Origin of the sequence: Pseudomonas sp. NBRC 111119 (assembly GCF_001320125.1) — a bacterium.
Classification (GTDB): Bacteria; Pseudomonadota; Gammaproteobacteria; order Pseudomonadales; family Pseudomonadaceae; genus Aquipseudomonas; species Aquipseudomonas parafulva.
This window is the reverse complement of record NZ_BCAV01000058.1, coordinates 18,923-38,521: the sequence shown is the minus strand read 5'-3', so window position 1 is coordinate 38,521 and position 19,599 is coordinate 18,923. Positions and strand designations below refer to the sequence as shown.

Annotated in this window: 20 protein-coding genes; 15 read left to right on the top strand and 5 right to left on the bottom strand. The window is 62.7% G+C overall.

Features of this window, described 5'->3' with window-relative positions; all coding sequences use genetic code 11:
• The first annotated feature begins 12 nt into the window (after positions 1-12).
• The 5 genes from APH25_RS20270 to APH25_RS20250 all read left to right on the top strand — a co-directional run bounded on the left by APH25_RS20270 (position 13) and on the right by APH25_RS20250 (position 4,228).
• Entirely contained in the window at positions 13-498 is a 486-nt protein-coding gene (locus APH25_RS20270; RefSeq protein ID WP_060483148.1) for a flavin reductase family protein, read from the top strand.
• Between the two features lie 62 nt (positions 499-560).
• Positions 561-950, top strand: a complete 390-nt coding sequence (locus APH25_RS20265) for a carboxymuconolactone decarboxylase family protein (RefSeq protein ID WP_060483147.1) — start codon at positions 561-563, stop codon at positions 948-950.
• Positions 951-1,039: 89 nt separating this feature from the next.
• A complete protein-coding gene (locus APH25_RS20260) occupies positions 1,040-1,792 on the top strand; it encodes a GntR family transcriptional regulator (RefSeq protein ID WP_060483146.1) in 753 nt (250 codons plus the stop codon).
• Positions 1,793-1,794: 2 nt separating this feature from the next.
• Positions 1,795-2,358, top strand: coding sequence for an NUDIX hydrolase (locus APH25_RS20255; RefSeq protein WP_060483145.1), 564 nt, complete (start codon positions 1,795-1,797; stop codon positions 2,356-2,358).
• 73 nt (positions 2,359-2,431) lie between these two features.
• A complete protein-coding gene (locus tag APH25_RS20250; RefSeq protein ID WP_028633780.1) occupies positions 2,432-4,228 on the top strand; it encodes an ATP-binding protein in 1,797 nt (598 codons plus the stop codon).
• Here APH25_RS20250 and APH25_RS20245 read toward each other — a convergent pair.
• A complete protein-coding gene (locus APH25_RS20245; RefSeq protein WP_060483144.1) occupies positions 4,225-6,396 on the bottom strand; it encodes a response regulator in 2,172 nt (723 codons plus the stop codon). The genes APH25_RS20250 and APH25_RS20245 overlap by 4 nt on opposite strands.
• 85 nt (positions 6,397-6,481) lie before the next feature.
• On the bottom strand, positions 6,482-7,114 hold the full coding sequence (locus APH25_RS20240; RefSeq protein ID WP_028633778.1) for a LysE family translocator: 633 nt from the start codon (positions 7,112-7,114) through the stop codon (positions 6,482-6,484).
• 379 nt (positions 7,115-7,493) lie between these two features.
• Here APH25_RS20240 and APH25_RS20235 point away from each other — a divergent pair, with 379 nt between their 5' ends.
• The gene (locus APH25_RS20235; protein ID WP_060483143.1) at positions 7,494-8,906 is read left to right on the top strand and encodes a cytosine permease; all 1,413 of its coding nucleotides are present in this window, start codon (positions 7,494-7,496) and stop codon (positions 8,904-8,906) included.
• A gap of 9 nt (positions 8,907-8,915) precedes the next feature.
• On the opposite strand, the gene APH25_RS20230 is transcribed toward APH25_RS20235, so the two are convergent.
• The gene (locus tag APH25_RS20230; RefSeq protein ID WP_060483142.1) at positions 8,916-9,620 is read right to left on the bottom strand and encodes an NUDIX hydrolase; all 705 of its coding nucleotides are present in this window, start codon (positions 9,618-9,620) and stop codon (positions 8,916-8,918) included.
• 138 nt (positions 9,621-9,758) lie between these two features.
• Between APH25_RS20230 and APH25_RS20225 the strand changes: the two genes are divergently transcribed.
• The 3 genes from APH25_RS20225 (at position 9,759) to APH25_RS20215 (ending at position 12,529) form a co-directional block, all read left to right on the top strand.
• Complete coding sequence (locus tag APH25_RS20225) at positions 9,759-10,409, top strand: isochorismatase family protein (protein WP_060483141.1); 651 nt, start codon at positions 9,759-9,761, stop codon at positions 10,407-10,409.
• Positions 10,406-11,605 carry a nicotinate phosphoribosyltransferase gene (pncB, locus tag APH25_RS20220; protein ID WP_028633774.1) on the top strand — a complete coding sequence of 400 codons (1,200 nt, stop codon included), beginning with the start codon at positions 10,406-10,408 and terminating at the stop codon, positions 11,603-11,605. The genes APH25_RS20225 and pncB overlap by 4 nt, the downstream gene beginning before the upstream one ends.
• A 114-nt stretch (positions 11,606-11,719) precedes the next feature.
• On the top strand, positions 11,720-12,529 hold the full coding sequence (locus APH25_RS20215; RefSeq protein ID WP_060483140.1) for a bifunctional 2-polyprenyl-6-hydroxyphenol methylase/3-demethylubiquinol 3-O-methyltransferase UbiG: 810 nt from the start codon (positions 11,720-11,722) through the stop codon (positions 12,527-12,529).
• A 27-nt stretch (positions 12,530-12,556) separates the two neighbouring features.
• On the opposite strand, the gene APH25_RS20210 is transcribed toward APH25_RS20215, so the two are convergent.
• Complete coding sequence (locus tag APH25_RS20210; protein WP_028633772.1) at positions 12,557-13,339, bottom strand: IclR family transcriptional regulator; 783 nt, start codon at positions 13,337-13,339, stop codon at positions 12,557-12,559.
• Between the two features lie 151 nt (positions 13,340-13,490).
• Here APH25_RS20210 and APH25_RS20205 point away from each other — a divergent pair, with 151 nt between their 5' ends.
• The 5 genes from APH25_RS20205 to APH25_RS25160 all read left to right on the top strand — a co-directional run bounded on the left by APH25_RS20205 (position 13,491) and on the right by APH25_RS25160 (position 17,456).
• A complete protein-coding gene (locus APH25_RS20205; RefSeq protein ID WP_028633771.1) occupies positions 13,491-14,249 on the top strand; it encodes an ABC transporter substrate-binding protein in 759 nt (252 codons plus the stop codon).
• A gap of 45 nt (positions 14,250-14,294) precedes the next feature.
• The gene (gene ehuD, locus APH25_RS20200) at positions 14,295-14,951 is read left to right on the top strand and encodes an ectoine/hydroxyectoine ABC transporter permease subunit EhuD (RefSeq protein WP_028633770.1); all 657 of its coding nucleotides are present in this window, start codon (positions 14,295-14,297) and stop codon (positions 14,949-14,951) included.
• Positions 14,948-15,691, top strand: coding sequence for an amino acid ABC transporter ATP-binding protein (locus tag APH25_RS20195; protein ID WP_060483139.1), 744 nt, complete (start codon positions 14,948-14,950; stop codon positions 15,689-15,691). The genes ehuD and APH25_RS20195 overlap by 4 nt, the downstream gene beginning before the upstream one ends.
• The gene (locus APH25_RS20190; protein ID WP_060483138.1) at positions 15,688-16,974 is read left to right on the top strand and encodes an FAD-binding oxidoreductase; all 1,287 of its coding nucleotides are present in this window, start codon (positions 15,688-15,690) and stop codon (positions 16,972-16,974) included. Before APH25_RS20195 ends, APH25_RS20190 begins: the two co-directional genes overlap by 4 nt.
• Positions 16,975-17,057: 83 nt before the next feature.
• Positions 17,058-17,456, top strand: a complete 399-nt coding sequence (locus APH25_RS25160; protein WP_080667859.1) for a GFA family protein — start codon at positions 17,058-17,060, stop codon at positions 17,454-17,456.
• 37 nt (positions 17,457-17,493) lie between these two features.
• Here APH25_RS25160 and APH25_RS20185 read toward each other — a convergent pair whose 3' ends face one another.
• On the bottom strand, positions 17,494-18,387 hold the full coding sequence (locus APH25_RS20185) for a LysR family transcriptional regulator (RefSeq protein ID WP_060483137.1): 894 nt from the start codon (positions 18,385-18,387) through the stop codon (positions 17,494-17,496).
• A 109-nt stretch (positions 18,388-18,496) separates the two neighbouring features.
• On the opposite strand from APH25_RS20185, the gene APH25_RS20180 reads away from it, so the two are divergent.
• Positions 18,497-19,558 carry a YeiH family protein gene (locus APH25_RS20180; protein ID WP_060483136.1) on the top strand — a complete coding sequence of 354 codons (1,062 nt, stop codon included), beginning with the start codon at positions 18,497-18,499 and terminating at the stop codon, positions 19,556-19,558.
• Positions 19,559-19,599 lie beyond the last annotated feature (41 nt).

The window sequence follows — 19,599 nt, the reverse complement described above, 5'->3', positions numbered from 1 at the left end:
AGGTAACACCCGATGATCGAACCTGGCATCTACAAAGACGTGATGGGCTCGTTCCCGTCCGGCGTGACCGTGGTCACCACCCTGGACGCGGATGGCGGCATTGTCGGCATCACCGCCAGTGCCTTCAGCGCGCTGTCGATCGACCCGGCGCTGGTGCTGTTCTGCCCCAACTACGCGTCCGATACCTACCCTGTGCTGCGTGACAGCAAGCAGTTCGCCATTCACCTGCTGTCTGCCGAACAGACCGCAGAAGCCTATGCCTTCGCCGGCAAGGGCAAAGATAAAGCCAAGCACCTGGAATGGCACCTGAGCGAACTGGGCAACCCGCTGCTGGCCAAGGCTACCGCGATCATCGAGTGCGAGCTGTGGCGCGAGTATGACGGAGGTGATCATGCGATCATCGTCGGCGCCGTGAAAAACCTGGTGCTCCCGGCCGAGCCGGTGACGCCCATGGTTTATCACAAGGGCAAACTGGGCGCCTTGCCGCCCCTGGGCTGACGTTGGCATAGCCGGGTTCGCCGTACAGCCCCCGGCCACCCAATCACATAGGAACACCGCGCATGAGCAACGAAAAATACGAGAAAGGCCTGCAAATCCGCACCCAGGTACTGGGTGAGGACTACGTCAACCGTTCTATCCAGAACGCCGACGAATTCACCAAACCGCTGCAGGAACTGGTCACCGAATACTGCTGGGGGCACGTGTGGGGCCGTGAAGGCTTGTCGCTCAAAGAACGCAGCATGATAAACTTGGCCATGATTTCCGCACTCAACCGGCCCCACGAGCTCAAGCTGCACATTCGCGGTGCACTGCGTAATGGCCTTAGCCGCGAGCAGGTACGCGAAATCCTGCTCCAGGTCGGCATCTACTGCGGCGTACCGGCCGCGGTGGACAGCTTCCGCCTGGCCCGGGAAGCGTTCGCCGAGGCCGATGCGGAGCCCACCCGTTAACACCGGGCTGTTCGAACCCGCGCAAGGAGCACCCCGGTTCATGGTGCTGTTGCGAGCGTGATCGGGCAGCCTCTTTCAGAGCGCACTTGATGAAACGCCAGCCACTCGACGACAGCTTCAAGGTCAACCGCAACCCCGTCACCCTGCGCGAAATCGTGCTCGACAAGCTGCGCGGTGCGATCATGAATTTCCACCTGCTGCCGGGCGATCGCCTGGTCGAGCGCGACCTCTGCGACCGCCTCGGGGTCAGCCGTACCTCGGTGCGTGAGGCCCTTCGCCACCTGGAGTCCGAAGGGCTGGTGGAGTTCGCAGACGCCAAGGGCCCTCGCGTGGCCATCATCACCCTCGAGGATGCCCGCGATATCTACGAGCTGCGCTGCGTGCTCGAGGGCCTGATCGTGCAACTGTTCACCCTCAACGCCAAGGCCAAGGACATCCGCGCCCTGGAACGTGCGCTGGAGGTAAACCGCGAGGCCCTGGAAGAAGGCGAACTGCAGCAAGTACTGGATTCGGTGCAGGGCTTCTACGACGTGTTGCTCGAAGGCTCGGGCAACCAGGTGGCAGCCCAGCAGTTGCGCCAGTTGCAGGCGCGCATCAGCTACCTGCGGGCAACCTCGGTGTCGCAAGTGAACCGCCGCGGCGCCAGCAACCTGGAAATGGAAAAGATGGTCGAGGCGATCAAGGGCGGTGACCCTGTGGTGGCCCACCAGGCCTGCGTAGAGCACGTACGCGCTGCGGCCAAGGTCGCCCTGGAATACCTGCGCCAGAAGCAGGACGACACCACCAAGGTGCGCGACATCGTCGAGCCCCTGGCCCTCAAGGAACCCCGCATAGGTCGCTGATCATGCCCAATGCCCCGCGCTACTGCCCACACTGCACAATGGAACTGGCACGGGGCGTTCCCACCGGCGATACCCACGAACGCTTGCACTGCAGCGGCTGTGGCTACATTCACTACATTAACCCCAAGATCATCGCCGGCTGCATCATCGAACGCGACGGCAAGTACCTGCTCTGCCAGCGCGCCATTCCACCGCGCCCGGGCACCTGGACCCTGCCCGCCGGTTTCATGGAGGCCGGCGAAACCACCGAGCAGGCAGCGCTGCGCGAGGTGTGGGAAGAAAGCGGCGTACACGCCGAAATCGTTTGCCCCTATTCGATTTTCAGCGTGCCGAAGATCAGCGAGGTGTACATCATCTTCCGCGCCATCGCCACCGAGGAAACCGGCCAGTACGGCCCGGAAACCCTGGCCTACCGGTTCTTCGAGCCCGACCAGATCCCCTGGGACGACATCTACTACCCCGCCATCCGGCAGATCCTCGAGCGCTATATTCTCGAACGCCAAGCCGGGGTATATGGCATCTACACGGGCAATGACGACACCGGCAAAGTGCACTTCATTCGCTAGTGCACAAACTGCTCGCCAACCACGTGTTCTCGGTGCACCCTAGGGGCCTTTGTATTCACGACCGGCAGAACACATGGCGAAGTGGCTAGAGGGCGGTGGCCTCATGGGCGAGCGTATCCGTCAGCATGACTGGGCTTCCACCCATCTGGGCCCGCTCGATGGCTGGCCCGATGCGCTCAAGACCACATTGGCACTGTGCCTGGCCTCGCGGTTCCCCCAGGCGGTGCTGTGGGGCCCCGACCTGACTACCTTTCACAACGACGCATTCTTGCCGATTCTCGGCGAGAAGCCGCTGGCGCTGGGCATGCCTTTCAGCGAAGTTTGGCGCGAGGCCTGGTCGGACATTCGCGTGCTGGCAGACCGCGCCATGGCCGGCGAGGCGGTGTTCATCGAGAACTTCCCACTGGTGATCAACCGCAATGGCACGCCGGAGCGGGCCTATTTCACGTTCTGCTACAGCCCCATCCGCGGCCATGACGGCACAGTGCTGGGCATGCTCGACACCGTCACCGAAACCACCGCCAACGTGGTCAGCAACCAGCGGCTGAAGTTTCTCGACAGCCTGGCACGGGCAGTCGCTGAAGCTTCAGCGCCCGAAGACATTCTGGCGATTACCACGCGCATGCTGGTGGAACACCTTGAGCTGTCCAGCTGCGCCTATGCGGTGATGCAGGCCGACCAGGACACTTTCACCATCTGCGGCGAAGCGGTGGCCCCCGGGGCCCCTCACCTGCTGGGCGATTACCAGTTGCATGACTTCGGCCGCCTGGCGGTGAACCGCCTGCGCAACGGCCAACCCCTGATCATCCACGACAGCCACCGCGAACTGGCCCCCGACGAGGCCGCCACTTTTGCGGCCATCGGCATCGCGGCCACCTGCTGCATGCCGCTGATAAAAGCCGGCAGGCTGACCGCGCTGATGGCCATCAACAACGGCGCGCCGCGCGCCTGGACCCCCTACGAGCGGGCGCTGATCAGTGAAGTGACCGAACGCAGTTGGGCGCATATCCAGCGGGCTCAGGCCCACGGTGAAGTGCAGCAGGCAATCGCAGCGCTGGAAACCCTCAACGCCAACCTCGAGCAGCGGGTGCAGGAGCGCACCGCCCAGTTGCTGCACACCGAGGCTGAGTTGCGCCAGGCGCAAAAACTCGAAGCCATCGGCCAGCTGACTGGCGGGGTAGCACATGACATCAACAACCTGCTGACCATCATCCGCGCGTCGCTGCATTTTCTGCAGCGCCCCAACCTGGATGATCAGCGGCGCGATCGGTACATCAAGACCATATCCGAAACCGTGGAACGCGGCGCCAAGCTCACAGGCCAGTTGCTGGCCTTTGGCCGGCGCCAGGCATTGAACCCGCAGGTGTTCGAAGCCAGCGAGCGGCTTGAGGCAATGGCCGACATGTTCGATACGGCGGCGGGTGCGCGCATCCACGTGCAACTGCAACTGCCCGAGGCGCCCTGCCACATCCGTGCCGACATCAGCCAGCTGGAAACCGCCGTCATCAACCTGATGCTCAACGGCCGCGATGCCATGGGCGGAGCAGGCACACTGCAGCTGCGCCTGCTGGCCGATCAGCACCTGCCCGCAGCACAAGGCCAGGCGCCACAGGCAGGTGCCTTCGCGGCCATTTCGGTGAGCGACACCGGGGCTGGTATCCCTACGGAATTGTTCGAGCGTATCTTCGACCCCTTCTTCACCACCAAGGCACCGGGTGAAGGCACTGGCCTGGGCCTCTCGCAGGTGTTCGGCTTCGCCAAGCAGTCCGGGGGTGATGTCAAGGTCAACAGCATTGAGGGCCAGGGCACCACGTTCACGCTGTACCTGCCCCAGCAGGCGCAAGACGCTGCGTTACCGGGCGAACGTTAACGCTTGGCCGCCAGCAACTGCGCCACACTCTGCGCCAGTTCCATGCGCCGGTAAGGTTTGCGCAATACCTCAAAGCCGCTCAACTGGGACGGCGTAAGGTTGGCGTAGCCGGTGATGATCAGCACCGGCAACTCGGCATGCCGCTGGCGCATCTGCTGGGCAAAACGCACCCCAGTCATGTCCGGCATCACGTGGTCGGTTACCAGCAGGTCCGGCAACCAGCCCTTGTCTACCAGGCGCAGTGCGGCGGCCGCACTCGCCGCCTCGGTCACTTCATAGCCCAGGTCGCGCAGCTGCAGGGCTGTGGCATGGCGCACGATTTCCTCATCGTCCACCAGCAGCACCCGGCTCGGACGGGCGGCCGTCGGTGCTTCAGCGCTTTCACTGCCGCGGCAGGCAGCCGAGGCGTCGCTGGCCGGCAGCCACAGGGTAGCCTGGGTGCCCTGCCCCGGCGTTGAGCGGATGGCAAACCCTCCGCCGGACTGTACCGCCAGGCCCTGCACCATCGGCAGCCCCAACCCAGAGCCCTTGCCGATCCCCTTGGTCGAGAAGAACGGCTCCATGCAGCGGCGCACCTGCTCTTCGTCCATGCCGCAGCCATTGTCCCTGACCTCGATCCACACCAGGCGCTCTGCGGCCATGCCTTCTGGCGGTACAGGGCAATGCGGGTCATGCCCGGCAACGATCTGCAGGTAGCCCCCGTCCCCCGTGGCATCACGGGCATTGACCACCAGGTTGAGCAACGCCAGCTCCAGCTGGTGAGGGTCGACCACCACAGACGGCAGTGCCGGGTCGATATCCACGTGCACGGTCAGGGTGGGCCCGATGGAACGTGCCATCAGCTCACGCATGTCGTCCAGCAGTGTCGCCAGGCACACGGCCTGGGGCTTGAGTGTCTGGCGGCGGGCGAAGCTGAGCAGGCGCGCTACCAGGTTGCGGGCCCGCTCTGCAGCTTGCAGCCCGCCGTCGATCAGCCGCGGGGCGCGCTCGGCGTTCGGCTGGCGGTGCAACAGCTCGAACGAGCCGATGATGGGCGTGAGCATGTTGTTCAGGTCGTGGGCGATGCCGCCAGTCAATTGCCCGATCATTTCCATCCTGTGGGCTTCATGCAGTTGCACCATGGCCGACTCACGCTGCGCCAGTGCGGCCGCCACGCGTTCTTCCAGGCTCTGGTTGAGCAAGTGCAAGGCACGTTCGGCGCGGGCATGAATGATGGCGGCCCAGGTTTGCTTGGCGGTTTCTTCCACCAATTGGCAGTCTTCCTCAAGGCACTTGCGCGCGTCGCGGAAATACACGCCCAGCACGGCTTCCAGGCGGCCTGCACGCACCACCGGTACATGCAGGGCAGCGCCCAGGCCTGCCAGGTGCGGCGGTACCTTGTCATACACCTGCAGCACCGTCTGCTCCGCTGCCAACTGCTCATGGAAGTCAGCACCGAAGGCCTGGTACGGGTGGGTACCGACCACTGAGGGCACACCGTCGACCCAGTCCTGACTGACGGTGAAGCACTCGCCATCACCCTGGTCTTCCCCAAAACAGACCCGCGCAGCGCCAAGTTGCTCGGCCAGGCGTTGCACAGCGTAGGCTTCGATGCGCTCGGCACCGCCCAGCCCGGGCAACGTACGCCCCAGCTCCAGCAAGAAGGCCTGGCGCTGCTGGAAGCGCACCCGCTCGGTGGTTTCCGATACCAGGCACAGGATGCCACCCACGCTGCCGTCGGCCTCGCGAACCGCGGAATAGGACACGTCGAAATACACCGTCTCGCCATGCCCACTGCGTTCTATATAGAAAGGGCGATCCTTGGCCGAGAACGTCTGGCCCGTTTCGCGCACCCCACGCAGCAACGGCTCAAGGTCGTCCCACAGCTCAGACCAGTTCTCCTGGGCGGGCCGCCCCAGGGCGTGGGGGTGTTTGTTGCCGATGGTGGGGGCGTAAGCGTCGTTGTACAGCGCTACATAGGACTCGCCCCAGAACAACACAACCTGCGCCTGGGCGGGCAACAGGGTGGCCATCACCGCTTGCAGGTGCGGTGACCAGCCATGGGGCGGCCCGAGCGGTGAATCGCCCCACTGCATCGACTGCATCAAACCGCCGATGGTGCCGCCGTTCAGCAGGAAGCACAGCGGTGGTTGCCCTGCATCCACAGGTAGTTGTTGAAGGGATTTCATTTCGGGGGAATCCGCGGCTTGTGCCATCCGTCTTCGGATAAGAGCGGCGCAACCGGCGTTCGTTCCCCGTTCATTGAACGCTCGTTCAACGCCGACCTTCGGCGAGCATCCTTACAGCCAGTGCCGCCAGCACCGTACCCATCAACCACCGCTGAACCTGCTGGAACAGCGGGCGCCCCGCCAGGAATACGGCGATGGAGCCGGCCATCACCGCGATCAGCGCATTGACCGTTACGCTGATGGCGATCTGCAGCGAACCCAGTACCAAGGATTGTGCCAGCACACTGCCGTGCTCCGGGCTGATGAACTGCGGCATCAGCGACAGGTACATCACGGCGATCTTCGGGTTGAGCAGGTTGGTGACGAAGCCCATGGCGAACAAGCGGCGCGGGCTGTCGGCAGGCAGATCACGCACCTGGAACGGTGAGCGCCCACCGGGCTTGACCGCCTGCCAGGCCAGGTACAGCAGGTACAGGGCGCCGCCAATGCGCAAGCCGTCGTAGGCGTAAGGCACAGCCATGACCAGGGCAGTGATCCCCAGGGCCGCACAGAGCATGTAGAAGACAAAACCCATGGCCACACCGCCCAACGAGATCAGGCCGGCCATGCGGCCCTGGCAGATGGACCGCGAGATCAGGTAGACCATGTTAGGCCCGGGGGTGAGCACCATGCCCAGGGATATCAGGGCGAAGGCCAGCAGTTGGGTGGTATCGGGCATCAGGCACATCCTTGTCGCGCAATGGGAGGTGCCAGCTTAGCCGAAGCTGTTGCGCACGGGAATTCACCGGCGTATCGCCGGTACAGCTGTTTTTTCATGCCCTGTGTTGGCCCGCCACGCACCAGTTCGGCCCATGGGCAAGCAGGCGTCATCGGGCGAGGGGCTCTGCAGCGGGGCCTTCAGGGCACTGGCACCCTTCTTGCTGCCGTCCACCGCTTAAGCTTTTGTCAGCCTTAGGTTTTTTAAGGTTTATGGGTACATATTTACTAATTTCTCGTTACCCCCGCGCCCCGCATCATCGCTCCAACAAGAACGCGTTGCCCTTCGCCGGCACGCTCCCGGGCAGTTCCCGATGCCCTACCTTGCCTTGGAGTCAGTCATGACCAGTGCAGCCAGCTCGGCCCCCCTCATCGAAAAACACACGATCGGCTATGTGCCCCCGCAAGACCGCCATGGAAAGGTAAGGGATCTGTTCACACTGTGGTTCGGCGGCAACATCGCGCCGCTCCCCATCGTCACCGGCGCCCTCGGCGTGCAACTGTTTCACCTGAACCTGGTGTGGGGCATCGTTGCCATCCTGGTGGGCCACCTGGTTGGTGGTGTGCTGATGGCGCTGCATTCTGCCCAAGGCCCGCAAATGGGCATCCCGCAGATGATTCAAAGCCGCGCCCAGTTCGGTTCGCTCGGCGCGCTGCTGGTGGTGGTGATCGCCGGGGTGATGTACATCGGTTTCTTCGCATCCAACATCGTGCTTGCCGGCAAGTCCCTGCATGGCGTAGCCGAATCGGTGCCGGTGCCCGTGGGCATCGTCATCGGTGCGCTGGGGTCGGGCATCATCGGCATCATCGGCTACCGCTTCATCCACGTGCTCAACCGTATCGGCACCTGGGTGCTGGGCATCGGTATCGTGGTGGGCTTCGGCTACATTTTCAGCCATGTGCAGAGTGACGACTTCCTCACCCGCGGCGGCTTCAACCTGGCCGGCTGGCTGGCCACCGTTTCACTTGCAGCCCTGTGGCAGATCGCGTTCGCCCCTTATGTTTCGGACTATTCGCGCTACCTGCCGGCTGATGTGAAGGTCAGTTCGACGTTCTGGACCACCTACCTCGGTTCGGCCCTGGGCTCCAGCCTGTCCTTCATCTTCGGCGCCGTCGCTGTGCTGGCGATCCCGGCTGGCATGGACACCATGGAGGCGGTGAAGCTGGCCACCGGCAGCCTCGGCCCGCTGATGCTGGTGCTGTTCCTGCTCAGCGTCATCAGCCACAACGCCCTCAACCTGTATGGGGCAGTGCTGTCGATCATCACCCTGGTGCAAACCTTCGCCTACCGCTGGATCCCCACAGCCAAGAGCCGTGCGGTGCTTTCATTGATCGTGCTGGGCGCTTGCTGCGTGGCGGCGGTGTTCGCCTCGGCCGATTTCATCGGCCACTTCGTGGACATGGTGCTGGTGCTGCTGGTGGTGCTGGTGCCGTGGACGGCTATCAACCTCATCGACTTCTACGCCATTCACAAAGGCGACTACGACATTCAGTCGATCTTCCAGGTGGACGGCGGTATCTACGGCCGCTACAACCCGCAAGCCCTGCTGGCCTATGCGATCGGTATCGCCGTGCAGATCCCGTTCATGAACACCCCGCTGTACGTGGGCCCGATCTCCGAGCACATCAATGGCGCCGACCTGTCCTGGCTGGTTGGCCTGGCGGTCACCTCGCCGCTGTACTGGTGGCTGGCGAGCCGCGACAGCGCCTACCGTCGTCGCCAAACCAGCGCCAAGGTAGCACTGGGCCACTGAGCGTACCGCTCAGCCGCCCTCAGGCAACAGGCTGCGGTCGAACATGAACGGCCGCTCGCCCTGGGGCGTGTACTGGTACAGCTGCTGCGGCCGCCCCAGCCGCGGCTGATTCTTCTGCCCGGTGTCCCTCACCCAGCCCAGCTCGCGCAGGCGCTCCAGCCGCTTGCGCAGCGAGGTGCCATTCACCGGCTGCCCCAGGCACGCCTGCACGGCGCCCAGCGCATCCAGCACGGTGAACCTCTCCCCCATCAGGTACAGCGGCAGGCTGCTGTACACCGTCTTGGCGGCCAGCCGATCACGGGCACCCTGCACCAGCAGGTTGTGGTCGAACGGCAGCAGCACCTTGCGGTCAACCACGCTGCCCAGGTCGAAGAAGCCCAGTTGCTCACCGTCTACCGCCTGTTGCGGGCCCAGCAATGCCAGGTAGCAGGTGCTAAGCGACCAGCCCCGCGGGTCGCGGAAGGCATTGCCTTCGGTGCCCACCTGTTCCAGGTAGCAGGGGGTTACCCGGGCTTTTTCACGCAAGGCGCGATCTGCAGCGCCATCCAGGCTGGTGTCAGGGATGCGGCCATTGATGATGACCCCGGGCAATGCCCACAGGCCTGCATGGGGTTCACGCTCGCGGCGGTGCAGCAGTACCTGCAATTGCTGGCCATCGGGCGACAGGCGCAAGGCGACGATGTCGACGCTGGCCAGTACTTCGGCTGTACTCAAAGGGTGGCTCCTGGTTGATGGCCGTGATAATTCACCAGAGCAGCAAAGTAATGCAAGCTTAAAGCGATTATAAGATGCGGCTTGACACACATAATACACCAGGTGGATTATGTAGCCATTCCAGCGAGGAGATCCGCCATGAAGATCGCCAGTTTCGATGTCGATGCGCAAAACGGCTTCACCGCCAACGCCCCTCACGAGCTGCCGGTGCCCGACGGCAACGAGATCGCACCCGACCTCAACGCCATGGCATTGCGCGCTGACGTGCGCCTTGGCAGCAAGGACGCCCACCCGGCCAACGCCACCTGGGTTGTGGCAGACCCTGCACACATGCTGCAACCGCTGAGCATGGCCAACGCCGACCTTACCTGGGTCAGCCACTGTGTACCCGGCACCCCCGGTTTCGAACTGCTGCCGGGGCTGCCCGCCCCTATCGACTACGACTACTTCGTGTGGAAAGGCGTCGAACCCGACCTGCACCCCTACGGCGCCTGCTATCACGACCTGGCCGAGCGCCGTTCCACCGGTGTGATCGAATACCTCAAGGTGCAGCAGGTAGGGGCAGTGATCGTCGGCGGCCTGGCCCTGGATTACTGCGTCAAGACCACCGCCCGGCAATTGCGCCAGGCGGGCTTCCAGGTGCTGCTGTACCTGCCGGCCTGCCGCGCCCTCACCCAGGCCGGTGCCATCGAAACCTGCGGCGCGCTGGCAGCAGAGGGTGTGGTGCTGTGCGGCGATGAAGCCGCCCTCGACCACCAATTGGCTTTGATCAAGGAGCAGCGCTCATGAGCGACAGTGTTTTCGGCCCACGCATCATCCAGAATTTGCTGGACACCGACTTCTACAAGATCACCATGATGCAGGCGGTGCTGCACAACTACCCCAATGCCGAGGTGGAGTGGGAGTTCCGTTGCCGCAACGGCGAGAACCTGGCCCCATACCTGGCCGAGATCCGCTACCAGGTAGAGCAACTGGCCGAGGTCAGCGTCACCCAGGACCAACTGGCCTATCTGGAAAAAATCCCGTTCATCAAACCCGACTTCATCCGTTTTCTAAGCCTGTTCCGTTTCAACCTGCGCTACGTACAGGTTGGCCTGGACGATGCCGGGCAACTGGCCATTCGCGTTCGCGGCCCGTGGCTGCACGTGATCCTTTACGAAATCCCGCTGCTGGCCATCATCAGCGAAGTGCGCAACCGCTATCGCTACCGCGAAGTGGTGATCGAACAGGTGCGCGAGCGGTTGTACCAGAACCTCGACTGGCTCAAGGCCGAGGCCAGCGCCGACGAACTGGCGGGCTTCCAGCTGGCCGACTTCGGCACCCGCCGGCGGTTCTCGTACCGGGTGCAGGAAGAGGTGGTGCACATCCTCAAGCGTGACTTCCCCGGCCGCTTCGTCGGCACCAGCAATGTGCACCTGGCCCGCGAATACGAGCTGCGCCCCATCGGCACCATGGCCCACGAATGGTTCATGGCCCACCAACAGCTGGGCCCGCGCCTGGTGGACAGCCAAGCTGCAGCCTTGGAGTGCTGGGTGCGCGAGTATCGCGGCCTGCTCGGTATCGCGCTGACCGACTGCATCACCATGGATGCCTTCCTTGGGGACTTCGACCTCTACTTCGCCAAGCTCTTCGACGGCCTGCGCCACGACTCCGGCGACCCACTCGCCTGGGCAGAAAAGGCCATCGCCCACTACGAGAAACTGGGTATAGACCCCATGAGCAAGACGCTGATCTTCTCCGACGGGCTGGACTTCACCAAGGCCCTGGCACTGTACCGGGCGCTGCACGGGCGCATTCAAGTGAGCTTTGGTATCGGGACCAAGCTGACGTGCGATATACCGGGCGTGGAGCCGATGAACATGGTGATCAAGATGACCGCGTGCAATGGCGCGCCAGTGGCCAAGATCTCGGACAGCCCGGGGAAGACGCAGTGCCGGGATGAGAACTTTGTGGGGTATTTGCGGCATGTGTTCAAGGTGGCGTGAACGGTTGCAGGGACGGCGGAGCGTAACTGAGGCGTGACGTTCGTGCTTAAGTAGGGCCACCCCCTCATGTTATGCTCTGACCCCGATTAGCCCGACTCAGGACGACATTCGACAATGATTTCTTTCAAGGACGTGATAACCGGAAATCGCGATGCCTGGAACGCGTCTGCGGCCCTCCATCGAAAAAGTGCAACTTGGCAGCATCTCGTCGAGAACGTAATCCGTGATGACTTTTCCTGCCTGGACTCGACGCTGACGGCGGCGCTCGAGCAGGTCGGTCTCTCTCAGAAATCGGTTGTGCAACTTGGGTGCAATAATGGCCGGGAGGCGCTTTCACTTTTTGCCCTCGGCGCCACTCAGGTGGTCGGTGTGGATCAATCCAGTGAGTTTCTAGCGCAGGCCAGGGAGCTGGCAGCGCTGTCGCCGCACTCGCCAGTGTTCATCGAAGCGGATATTCACAATCTTCCGAGCGATCTCGATGGCCGGTTCGACGTAGCCCTGATAACTATCGGCGTCCTCAACTGGATGCCAGACATGAGGGTATTTTTCACCCATGTTGCCAAGGTGCTGAAACCGGGTGGCGTCCTGCTGGTTTATGAAACCCACCCGTTTCTAGAGATTCTGAACCCTGGATCGGTCGATCCTTGGCGGGTTGAGCACTCCTACTTCCAAACAGAACCCTTCATAGAGACAAGTGCGATCGTGTACGAAGGGGAAGGTGCGGAAATTGAACATCCATCGTATTGGCATATTCACACCCTGGGTGAGGTATTGACCGGCATAGCCAAGGCTGACTTCAGGCTCATCCGTTTCACTGAATTCCCCCACTCCAACCGTGAAGAGGCTTACGCTGTTTATGAAGACCCGCGCACCCAGGTACCGATGTGCTTCATCCTGATTGCAGAAAATCGCTCGGGTGTCTGACGCGCCAGGTGAACGCCTCAACAGTGCTCACAACTGCAACGCCCGTATCGAAGTTGTAATCGCCCGCGCGCACTCCAGCACTGCGGGCCCTAGCCGCCGCTCCGCTTCCTCCACCGTCCACCGGCTGGTGGGCGCCACCACGTGCACTGCCGCCACGGGCAAACCCTCGCTGTTGCGCACGGGCGCCGCCAGGGCCATGTCCCCGAGGAACAATTCCTCGCAGTTGGTCGAAAACCCGTCCCTGCGCGCCAGGTCGACTTGCTCGATGATGTCGTCCAGGCCAACCCGTGTCTGGCGCGTGTGCTGCACGAAGGTGCAGCCGCTCAGGTGTTCATGGGCCTGCTCGCGCGGCAATGCGCTCAGGTACGCACGCCCGGAGGCTGTGCAGTACATGGGGATACGGCTCCCAAGGGGCATATGGATGGGGATGAACTTGGGGCCCACGAACCGGGCCACGTAGATCATGTCGTCTGCCACTGGCTCGGTCAGGTTGGTGGTTTCGCCGGTCACCTGGGCAAGCTCTGCCAAAAACGGGTTGGCCACGTCTACCAGGGTGTTCGATGCCAGGTAGTTGTAACCAATCTCCATCACTTCGGGCGTTAGCTGAAAACGCTTGGTGATTGCGTTCTTGCGCACGTAGCCCAGGGCTTCGAGGGTGTGGACCATGCGCTGGGCGGAGCTCTTATTGATGCCGGCTGCCTGGGCAACTTCAGCCAGGTTCATTGTTCTGCGCCGCGCATTGAACGCCTTCAAAACCGCCAACCCCTTCTCAAGGGATTGATTAAACAGGGCATTTTCAATGTCACTCACGGTTTTTCATCCCATGCGTATCGGTATGCGATATTTATAAATCTCTTTACGATTTTTGTAAATCAATTATATTCGACCCAAGGCCCCTGCCCTGATCCAAGGCCTCACTCTTTCGATAACGACAAAAATCACGAAATCAGGAGTCCACCCCATGCGTTCACAACTTCGTGCACTCACTTGCGCTGCCGCCCTGGCAGCCAGCTTCATCACCGGCACTGCCTTCAGCGCAGACACCTACCGGGTCGGTGCCACCGCCACCGGCGTGCCTTTCACGTTCCTGGATGTGAAGAGCAACCAAATACAAGGGATGATGATCGACTCGGCGCAGGCCATCGCCAAGGCAGGCGGGTTTGACGTGACCATCTTGCAGAACAACTTCTCGGCACTGATCCCCTCACTCACGGCCAACAAGATCGACATCATTTCTGCAGCCATGCTTAAAACCCCAGAGCGGGAGAAAGTGGTGCAGTACTCCAAGCCGGTGTATGAGTATGGCGAAGCGCTGGTGGTCAACCAGGATGACAACGGCACGTACACCAGCATGGACGACTTCAAGGGTGAAGTGGTAGGCGCGCAAGTCGGCACGGTGTTCATCGACGAGCTCAAGCGCCGTGGCATCTACAAGGAAGTCAGGGGGTATGACTCCATCTCCGACCTGCTGCGCGACCTGGCCCTGGGGCGAATCAAGGCGGGCTTTGCCGACAAGCCGATCCTCACTTACCAGGCGTCTCAAGGCCTGCTGAAAAAAGTACGCCTGGTTGACGGCTACAAACCCAGCCTCAACGGCGAAGTGTGCCTGATCGTGCGCAAAGGCGACCAACAGCTGCTGGAACAGATCAACCGCGGCATCGATGCGGTGAAAGCGGACGGCACGCTGGATGCGATCATCGCCAAGTGGCACATCAACTGACGCCATCACGCGCGTCAGGCGCCTACCGGACAAGCGGGTACTTCTATGTTTCTGCAGAACGCTCTGGACTTTCTCCCTGTGTTGCTGGAAGGGGCAGTGGTCACGGTTAAAGTGACTGCGCTGTCGTTCATTCTAAGCTCGGTCATCGGGCTGGTGTTTGCCCTGATGATGGTGTCGAACAGCAAGCTCATCGCCAGGACCGGCTACACACTCGTCAACATCATCCGCGGGCTGCCGATCATCGTGCAGCTGTTCTACATCTACTTCGTTCTGCCCGACTTCGGCATACAGCTGAGTGCGTTTCAAGCGGGTGTGATCGGCCTGGGCATCGCCTATTCGGCTTACCAGGCCGAGAACTTCCGCGCGGGTATCCAGGCAGTGCAGCAAGGGCAGATCGAGGCCGCCGAATCGATCGGCATGCGCGGGGCGATGATCATGCGCCGGGTAGTGCTGCCACAGGCCTTCAAGATCGCCCTGCCACCCTACGGCAATACCCTGGTGATGATGCTCAAGGATTCCTCGCTGGTGTCCACCATCACCGTGGCGGAAATGACCCGGGCCGGCCAGCTGATCGCATCGTCCACCTTCGAGAACATGACGGTTTATACCTTGGTGGCCCTGCTCTACCTGGCGTTGAGCCTGCCACTGTCGTATGGGTTGCGGCGGCTGGAAGCCCGCCTTGGGACGAGGAACACTGCATGATCAGTATCAAGGCGCTGCACAAAAGCTATGGGTCCACCCGCGTGCTCGAGGGTATTGACCTGGAAGTGAACAGCGGCGAAGTGGTGTGCCTGATCGGGCCCTCCGGCTCGGGCAAGTCCACCCTGCTGCGCTGCATCAACGGCCTGGAAACCTACGAGGGTGGCGACATTCTGGTGTCGTCCGAGCGGGTAGACCGGCACGCCAGGTCGATCCACACCATCCGTACCGAAGTGGGCATGGTGTTCCAGCGCTTCAACTTGTTCCCGCACCGCACTGCCCTGCAGAACGTGATGGAAGGGCCGGTGTACGTAAAGAAAGAGAGCCCGGCCGCCGCCCGCGCGCACGCGGTGGAACTGATGGAAAAGGTGGGCCTTGGCCATCGCCTGGATGCCTACCCGGATCAACTGTCGGGTGGCCAGCAGCAACGCGTGGCGATTGCACGGGCCTTGGCCATGCGGCCCAAGGCGATTCTGTTCGACGAACCTACCTCCGCGCTCGACCCCGAACTGGTGGGCGAAGTGCTGGGCGTTATGCGCACCTTGGCCAAAGAGGGCATGACCATGGTAGTGGTCACCCACGAGATGGCCTTCGCCAGGGAGGTTTCCGACAAGGTGTGCTTCCTGTACGGCGGCAAGATCGTGGAAGCGGGTGTGCCCCAGGATGTGTTCGGCCGCCCTGCTCACCCGCGCACCCAGGATTTCCTGCGCCGTCTTCTCAACAGCAGCGAGCCACAGGCATGAGCGTACAGTCATTTTCCATGCCCCCGTCCCTGTGGGCTGCCACGGCGCAGCCAGGGCCGCAAACGCCGCCGCTGACAGAGGACAAACAGGTCGATGTGGCCATTGTCGGGGCCGGTTATACGGGCCTCACCACAGCGCTGCATTTGGCTAGCGCCGGCACAGCCACCTGCGTACTGGATGCAGGTGAGCCAGGCTGGGGTGCCTCGGGGCGTAACGGCGGGCAAGTGATTCCGGGCCTGAAGTACGACCCGGACGAGCTGATGAAGCTGTTCGGTGATGAAAAAGCGGAGGCGATCATTCGCGTTGCCGGGGGTGCTGCGGATGAAGTGTTCAAGCTGATCGACCGCTACGGCATCGACTGCGATGCGGTACGCCAGGGCTGGATACAACCTGCCTGCACCCCAGCGGCCATGCGCGCCATCGAACAGCGGGCCCAGCAGTGGCAGCGCAGGGGCGTTGCGGCTGAGCTGCTCGATGCACGCGGCGCTGCTGACCGCATCGGCAGCCAGGGCTACCTGGGCGCCTGGGTCGACCCCCGCGCCGGCAGCGTGCACCCGCTGAAGCTGGCACGGGGGCTGGCCCGTGCCGCACTCCATCACGGCGCTGCAATACATGGCCGTACCCGCGTCACCGGCCTTAAACGCGAGGGCAGCCAATGGGTGCTCACCACCGAACAGGGCGCCCGGGTCACCGCGCACCGTGTGGTGCTGGCGACCAACGGCTATTCGGATGACCTGTGGCCCGGCCTGAGGCAAACCCTCATCGCGGCCAACAGCTTCATCGTGTCCACACCGGTGCTACCCACAGCACTGGCGCAGCAGATCCTGCCGCAGGGCGAAGTCTGCTCGGATGCCCGCCGCTTGCTGCTGTACTACAAAAAGGACGCGCAAGGGCGGCTGCTGCTAGGCGGCCGCGGGCCGTTTTCCGAGCCGCGCTCACCAGACGACTTCAACCAGCTCAAGCGCGCCGTCACGGCCTTGTTCCCGCAGCTGGAAGGGATCGGCTTCGAGCATCACTGGAGCGGCAGGGTGGCACTGACCCGGGACTTCCTGCCGCACGTGCACGAACCGGCGCCAGGGCTCAGCATTCTGCTGGGCTACAACGGCCGCGGCATCGCCATGTCGACAACGCTGGCCCGGCATTTGTCGGGTCACCTGCTGGGCGCCTCGAATGACCTGGTGTTTCCGGTCACGCCCGTCAACCCGATCCCGTTTCATGGTTTGCAGCGCCTGTACCTTGGCGCGGGCATTGCCTGGTATCGGTTGCTGGACACCTTTGGTTGAACGGTCAGCTGAACAAATAGCCGTCGCAGTGGCGCCGCTGCGGCTAAGCTTGCATCTCTCGCACACGCTGAAGAGGACTGGGTATGCAAAGCACTGCCTACGAAGGTGGCTGCCTGTGCGGCTGGATCAGGTACAAAGCCCTGGCCCCCGTGATACAGCCACACACCTGTTCGTGCAAAACGTGCCAGCGTCATACCGGTGCCGTGACGGCGGTATGGGTAGAGTTCGCACAGCAGAGCGTCTCATGGTTGGGTGCGGGTGGCGTGCCTTCCTTATTCAGGTCATCAGATTTCTCCAGCCGGGCGTTTTGCAGCCGGTGTGGCAGTTCTGTCGGTGCCATTGACGATGATTCGACGGTCGCATTGCTCGTGGGTGGTTTTGACGACAATGACCTGGCAGAGCTGCAACCGAGGTTTCATGCGTTCGAAGACAAGCAGCCCCGGTGGTGGTGTGACGCCGGCACGAGATCGGGGCTGCTATAGGTTGCAGAACAAACAGCACTGATGTCCCGTACACCGCTCAACGCGCTTCAGGCCCCACCTGCCCGATACAGAGCTCGTAAAACCGCGCTGCCACCCGCGATGGGCTGGCAGCATGGGGCATCAGGATTGAAAACCGCCTGACCAGCGCCTGTGGCGCGATGGGTATTCTGCACAGGGCGCCATCCTCGTGCCGGATCGACATGGCCGATACAAAGCCGATGCCCATGCCCGCACGCACCGCCTCCTTCACCCCTTCTACCCCCGCAATCTCCAGGGCCACCCGCATCGCCACCCCACTGCGGGCAAAGGCCCGCTCTACGATCTGCCGCACCCCGGAGCCACCCTCGCGCAGCACCAGCGGGTAAGCCCCCAGTGCTGCCATGGTTTGCGAAGCCGTGCCGGCCAGCGGGTGGCCGCTGGGCACGATGGCGACAATCTCGTCTTCTCGCCACGCTGTGACCTCGGTGCCCACGGGCAATGCCTGGCCAGCCGGGCCCTCGATCATGGCGATGTCTACGTTGTCCAGCGCTGCCAGAATCTCGGCAGTGTTGCCCTGGGTGGTGGTGATGAGCACGTCAGGGTAGCGCGCCTGGAAGTCGGCAATCAGGTAAGGCAGCAAGTAGCTGGCTGGCGTGGTACTGGCACCGATGCGCAAGGTGCCCCGCTCCAGCCCGCGCATGGCTTCCCGCAGCGCCTGGGCCTGGCGGTAGGTGTCGCGCAGGCGTGTGGCGTGTGCCAGCAACTGCAGGCCGGCGTCGGTGAGCTTTACCCCGCGGCCCGCCCGTTGATACAGAGGCTCGCCAAAGGTCTCCTGCAGCACCTTCAACTGCCCCGACACGGCGGGCTGGGACAGATGCAGTGCCTGCGCCGCGTGGCTGATGTTGCCGTACTGGGCGACGGTGGCGAAGGTTATAAGCTGTTCTGGTGTCATGAAAGTAAAGTATCAGCTGTGGAGATATTTGCCATTTCAAATTACGATTTTTTATAAGCTTATAACCAGATTATCGTGGCCCTGTCTTATCCCCTGCCAGGTGAATGCCATGATCACGTCTTCCACCCCCTCGGCGGCAACCCCGGTACTGACCACCCGCGGTCGGCTCAACGGTGTGCTGTTCGTGGCACTTTTCGCCCTCGCTGTCACCCAACTGGCCGCCATGCCCTTCATCGCCGGCCTTGGCATCAGCCCGCTGATCGTCGGCATTGTTGCGGGTGGGCTGTATGGCAATGCGTTGCGCGAGGGGCTGCCGGCCAGCTGGGCTGCAGGTGTGAACGTTTCTGCACGCGGCCTGCTGCGTATCGCCGTCGCCCTGTTCGGGCTGCGGGTAAGCCTGCAGGAGATCGCTCAGGTGGGTTGGCCAGGGCTGCTGGTGTCTGTACTGGTGGTGGGTAGCACACTGTTGATCGGCCTGTGGTGCGGCACCCGGCTGCTGGGCCTGGACCGCGACACGGCCTTGCTCACGGCCGCAGGCAGCGCGATCTGCGGCGCTGCGGCAGTACTGGCATTCGAGTCGGCGCTGCGCAGTGCCCCACACAAAAGTGCCATGGCGGTGGGCAGCGTGGTGCTGTTCGGTACCGTGTCAATGCTGCTGTACCCGGTGCTGGTCAACAGCGGCTGGCTGCACCTTGATACCCTGGCCGCCGGGCTGTGGGTGGGCGGCACACTCCACGAAGTGGCGCAAGTGGTGGGGGCCGCCAGCAACATCAGCCCGCAGGCTACCCATATTGCCACGATCGTGAAGATGACCCGGGTCATGATGCTGGTGCCGGTGCTGCTGCTGGTGGGTGTGTGGGTGAACCGCACACGCCAGGCCGGGCTGGCCCAAGGCAAAGGCCGCATCAACGTGCCGTGGTTCGCCTTTGGTTTCCTCGCACTGGTGGTGGTGAACTCGCTGCAGGTACTGCCGGCAAGCTTTACCCAGGCCGTAAATGGGTTGGACACCTTCGCGTTGACCATGGCCATGACTGCCCTGGGCATGGAGACGCGTATCGATCAGATCCGCCAGGCAGGGCCGCGGGCACTGATTACCGGGGCGATCCTGAACCTGTGGCTGCTGGTCGGCGGCCTGGGCATCACACTCGGCGTGCTGAAGCTGCTGGGGTAATGGGCCATTTGGAGGCTTTTTTTCTACCCCCCTCGTTGCCG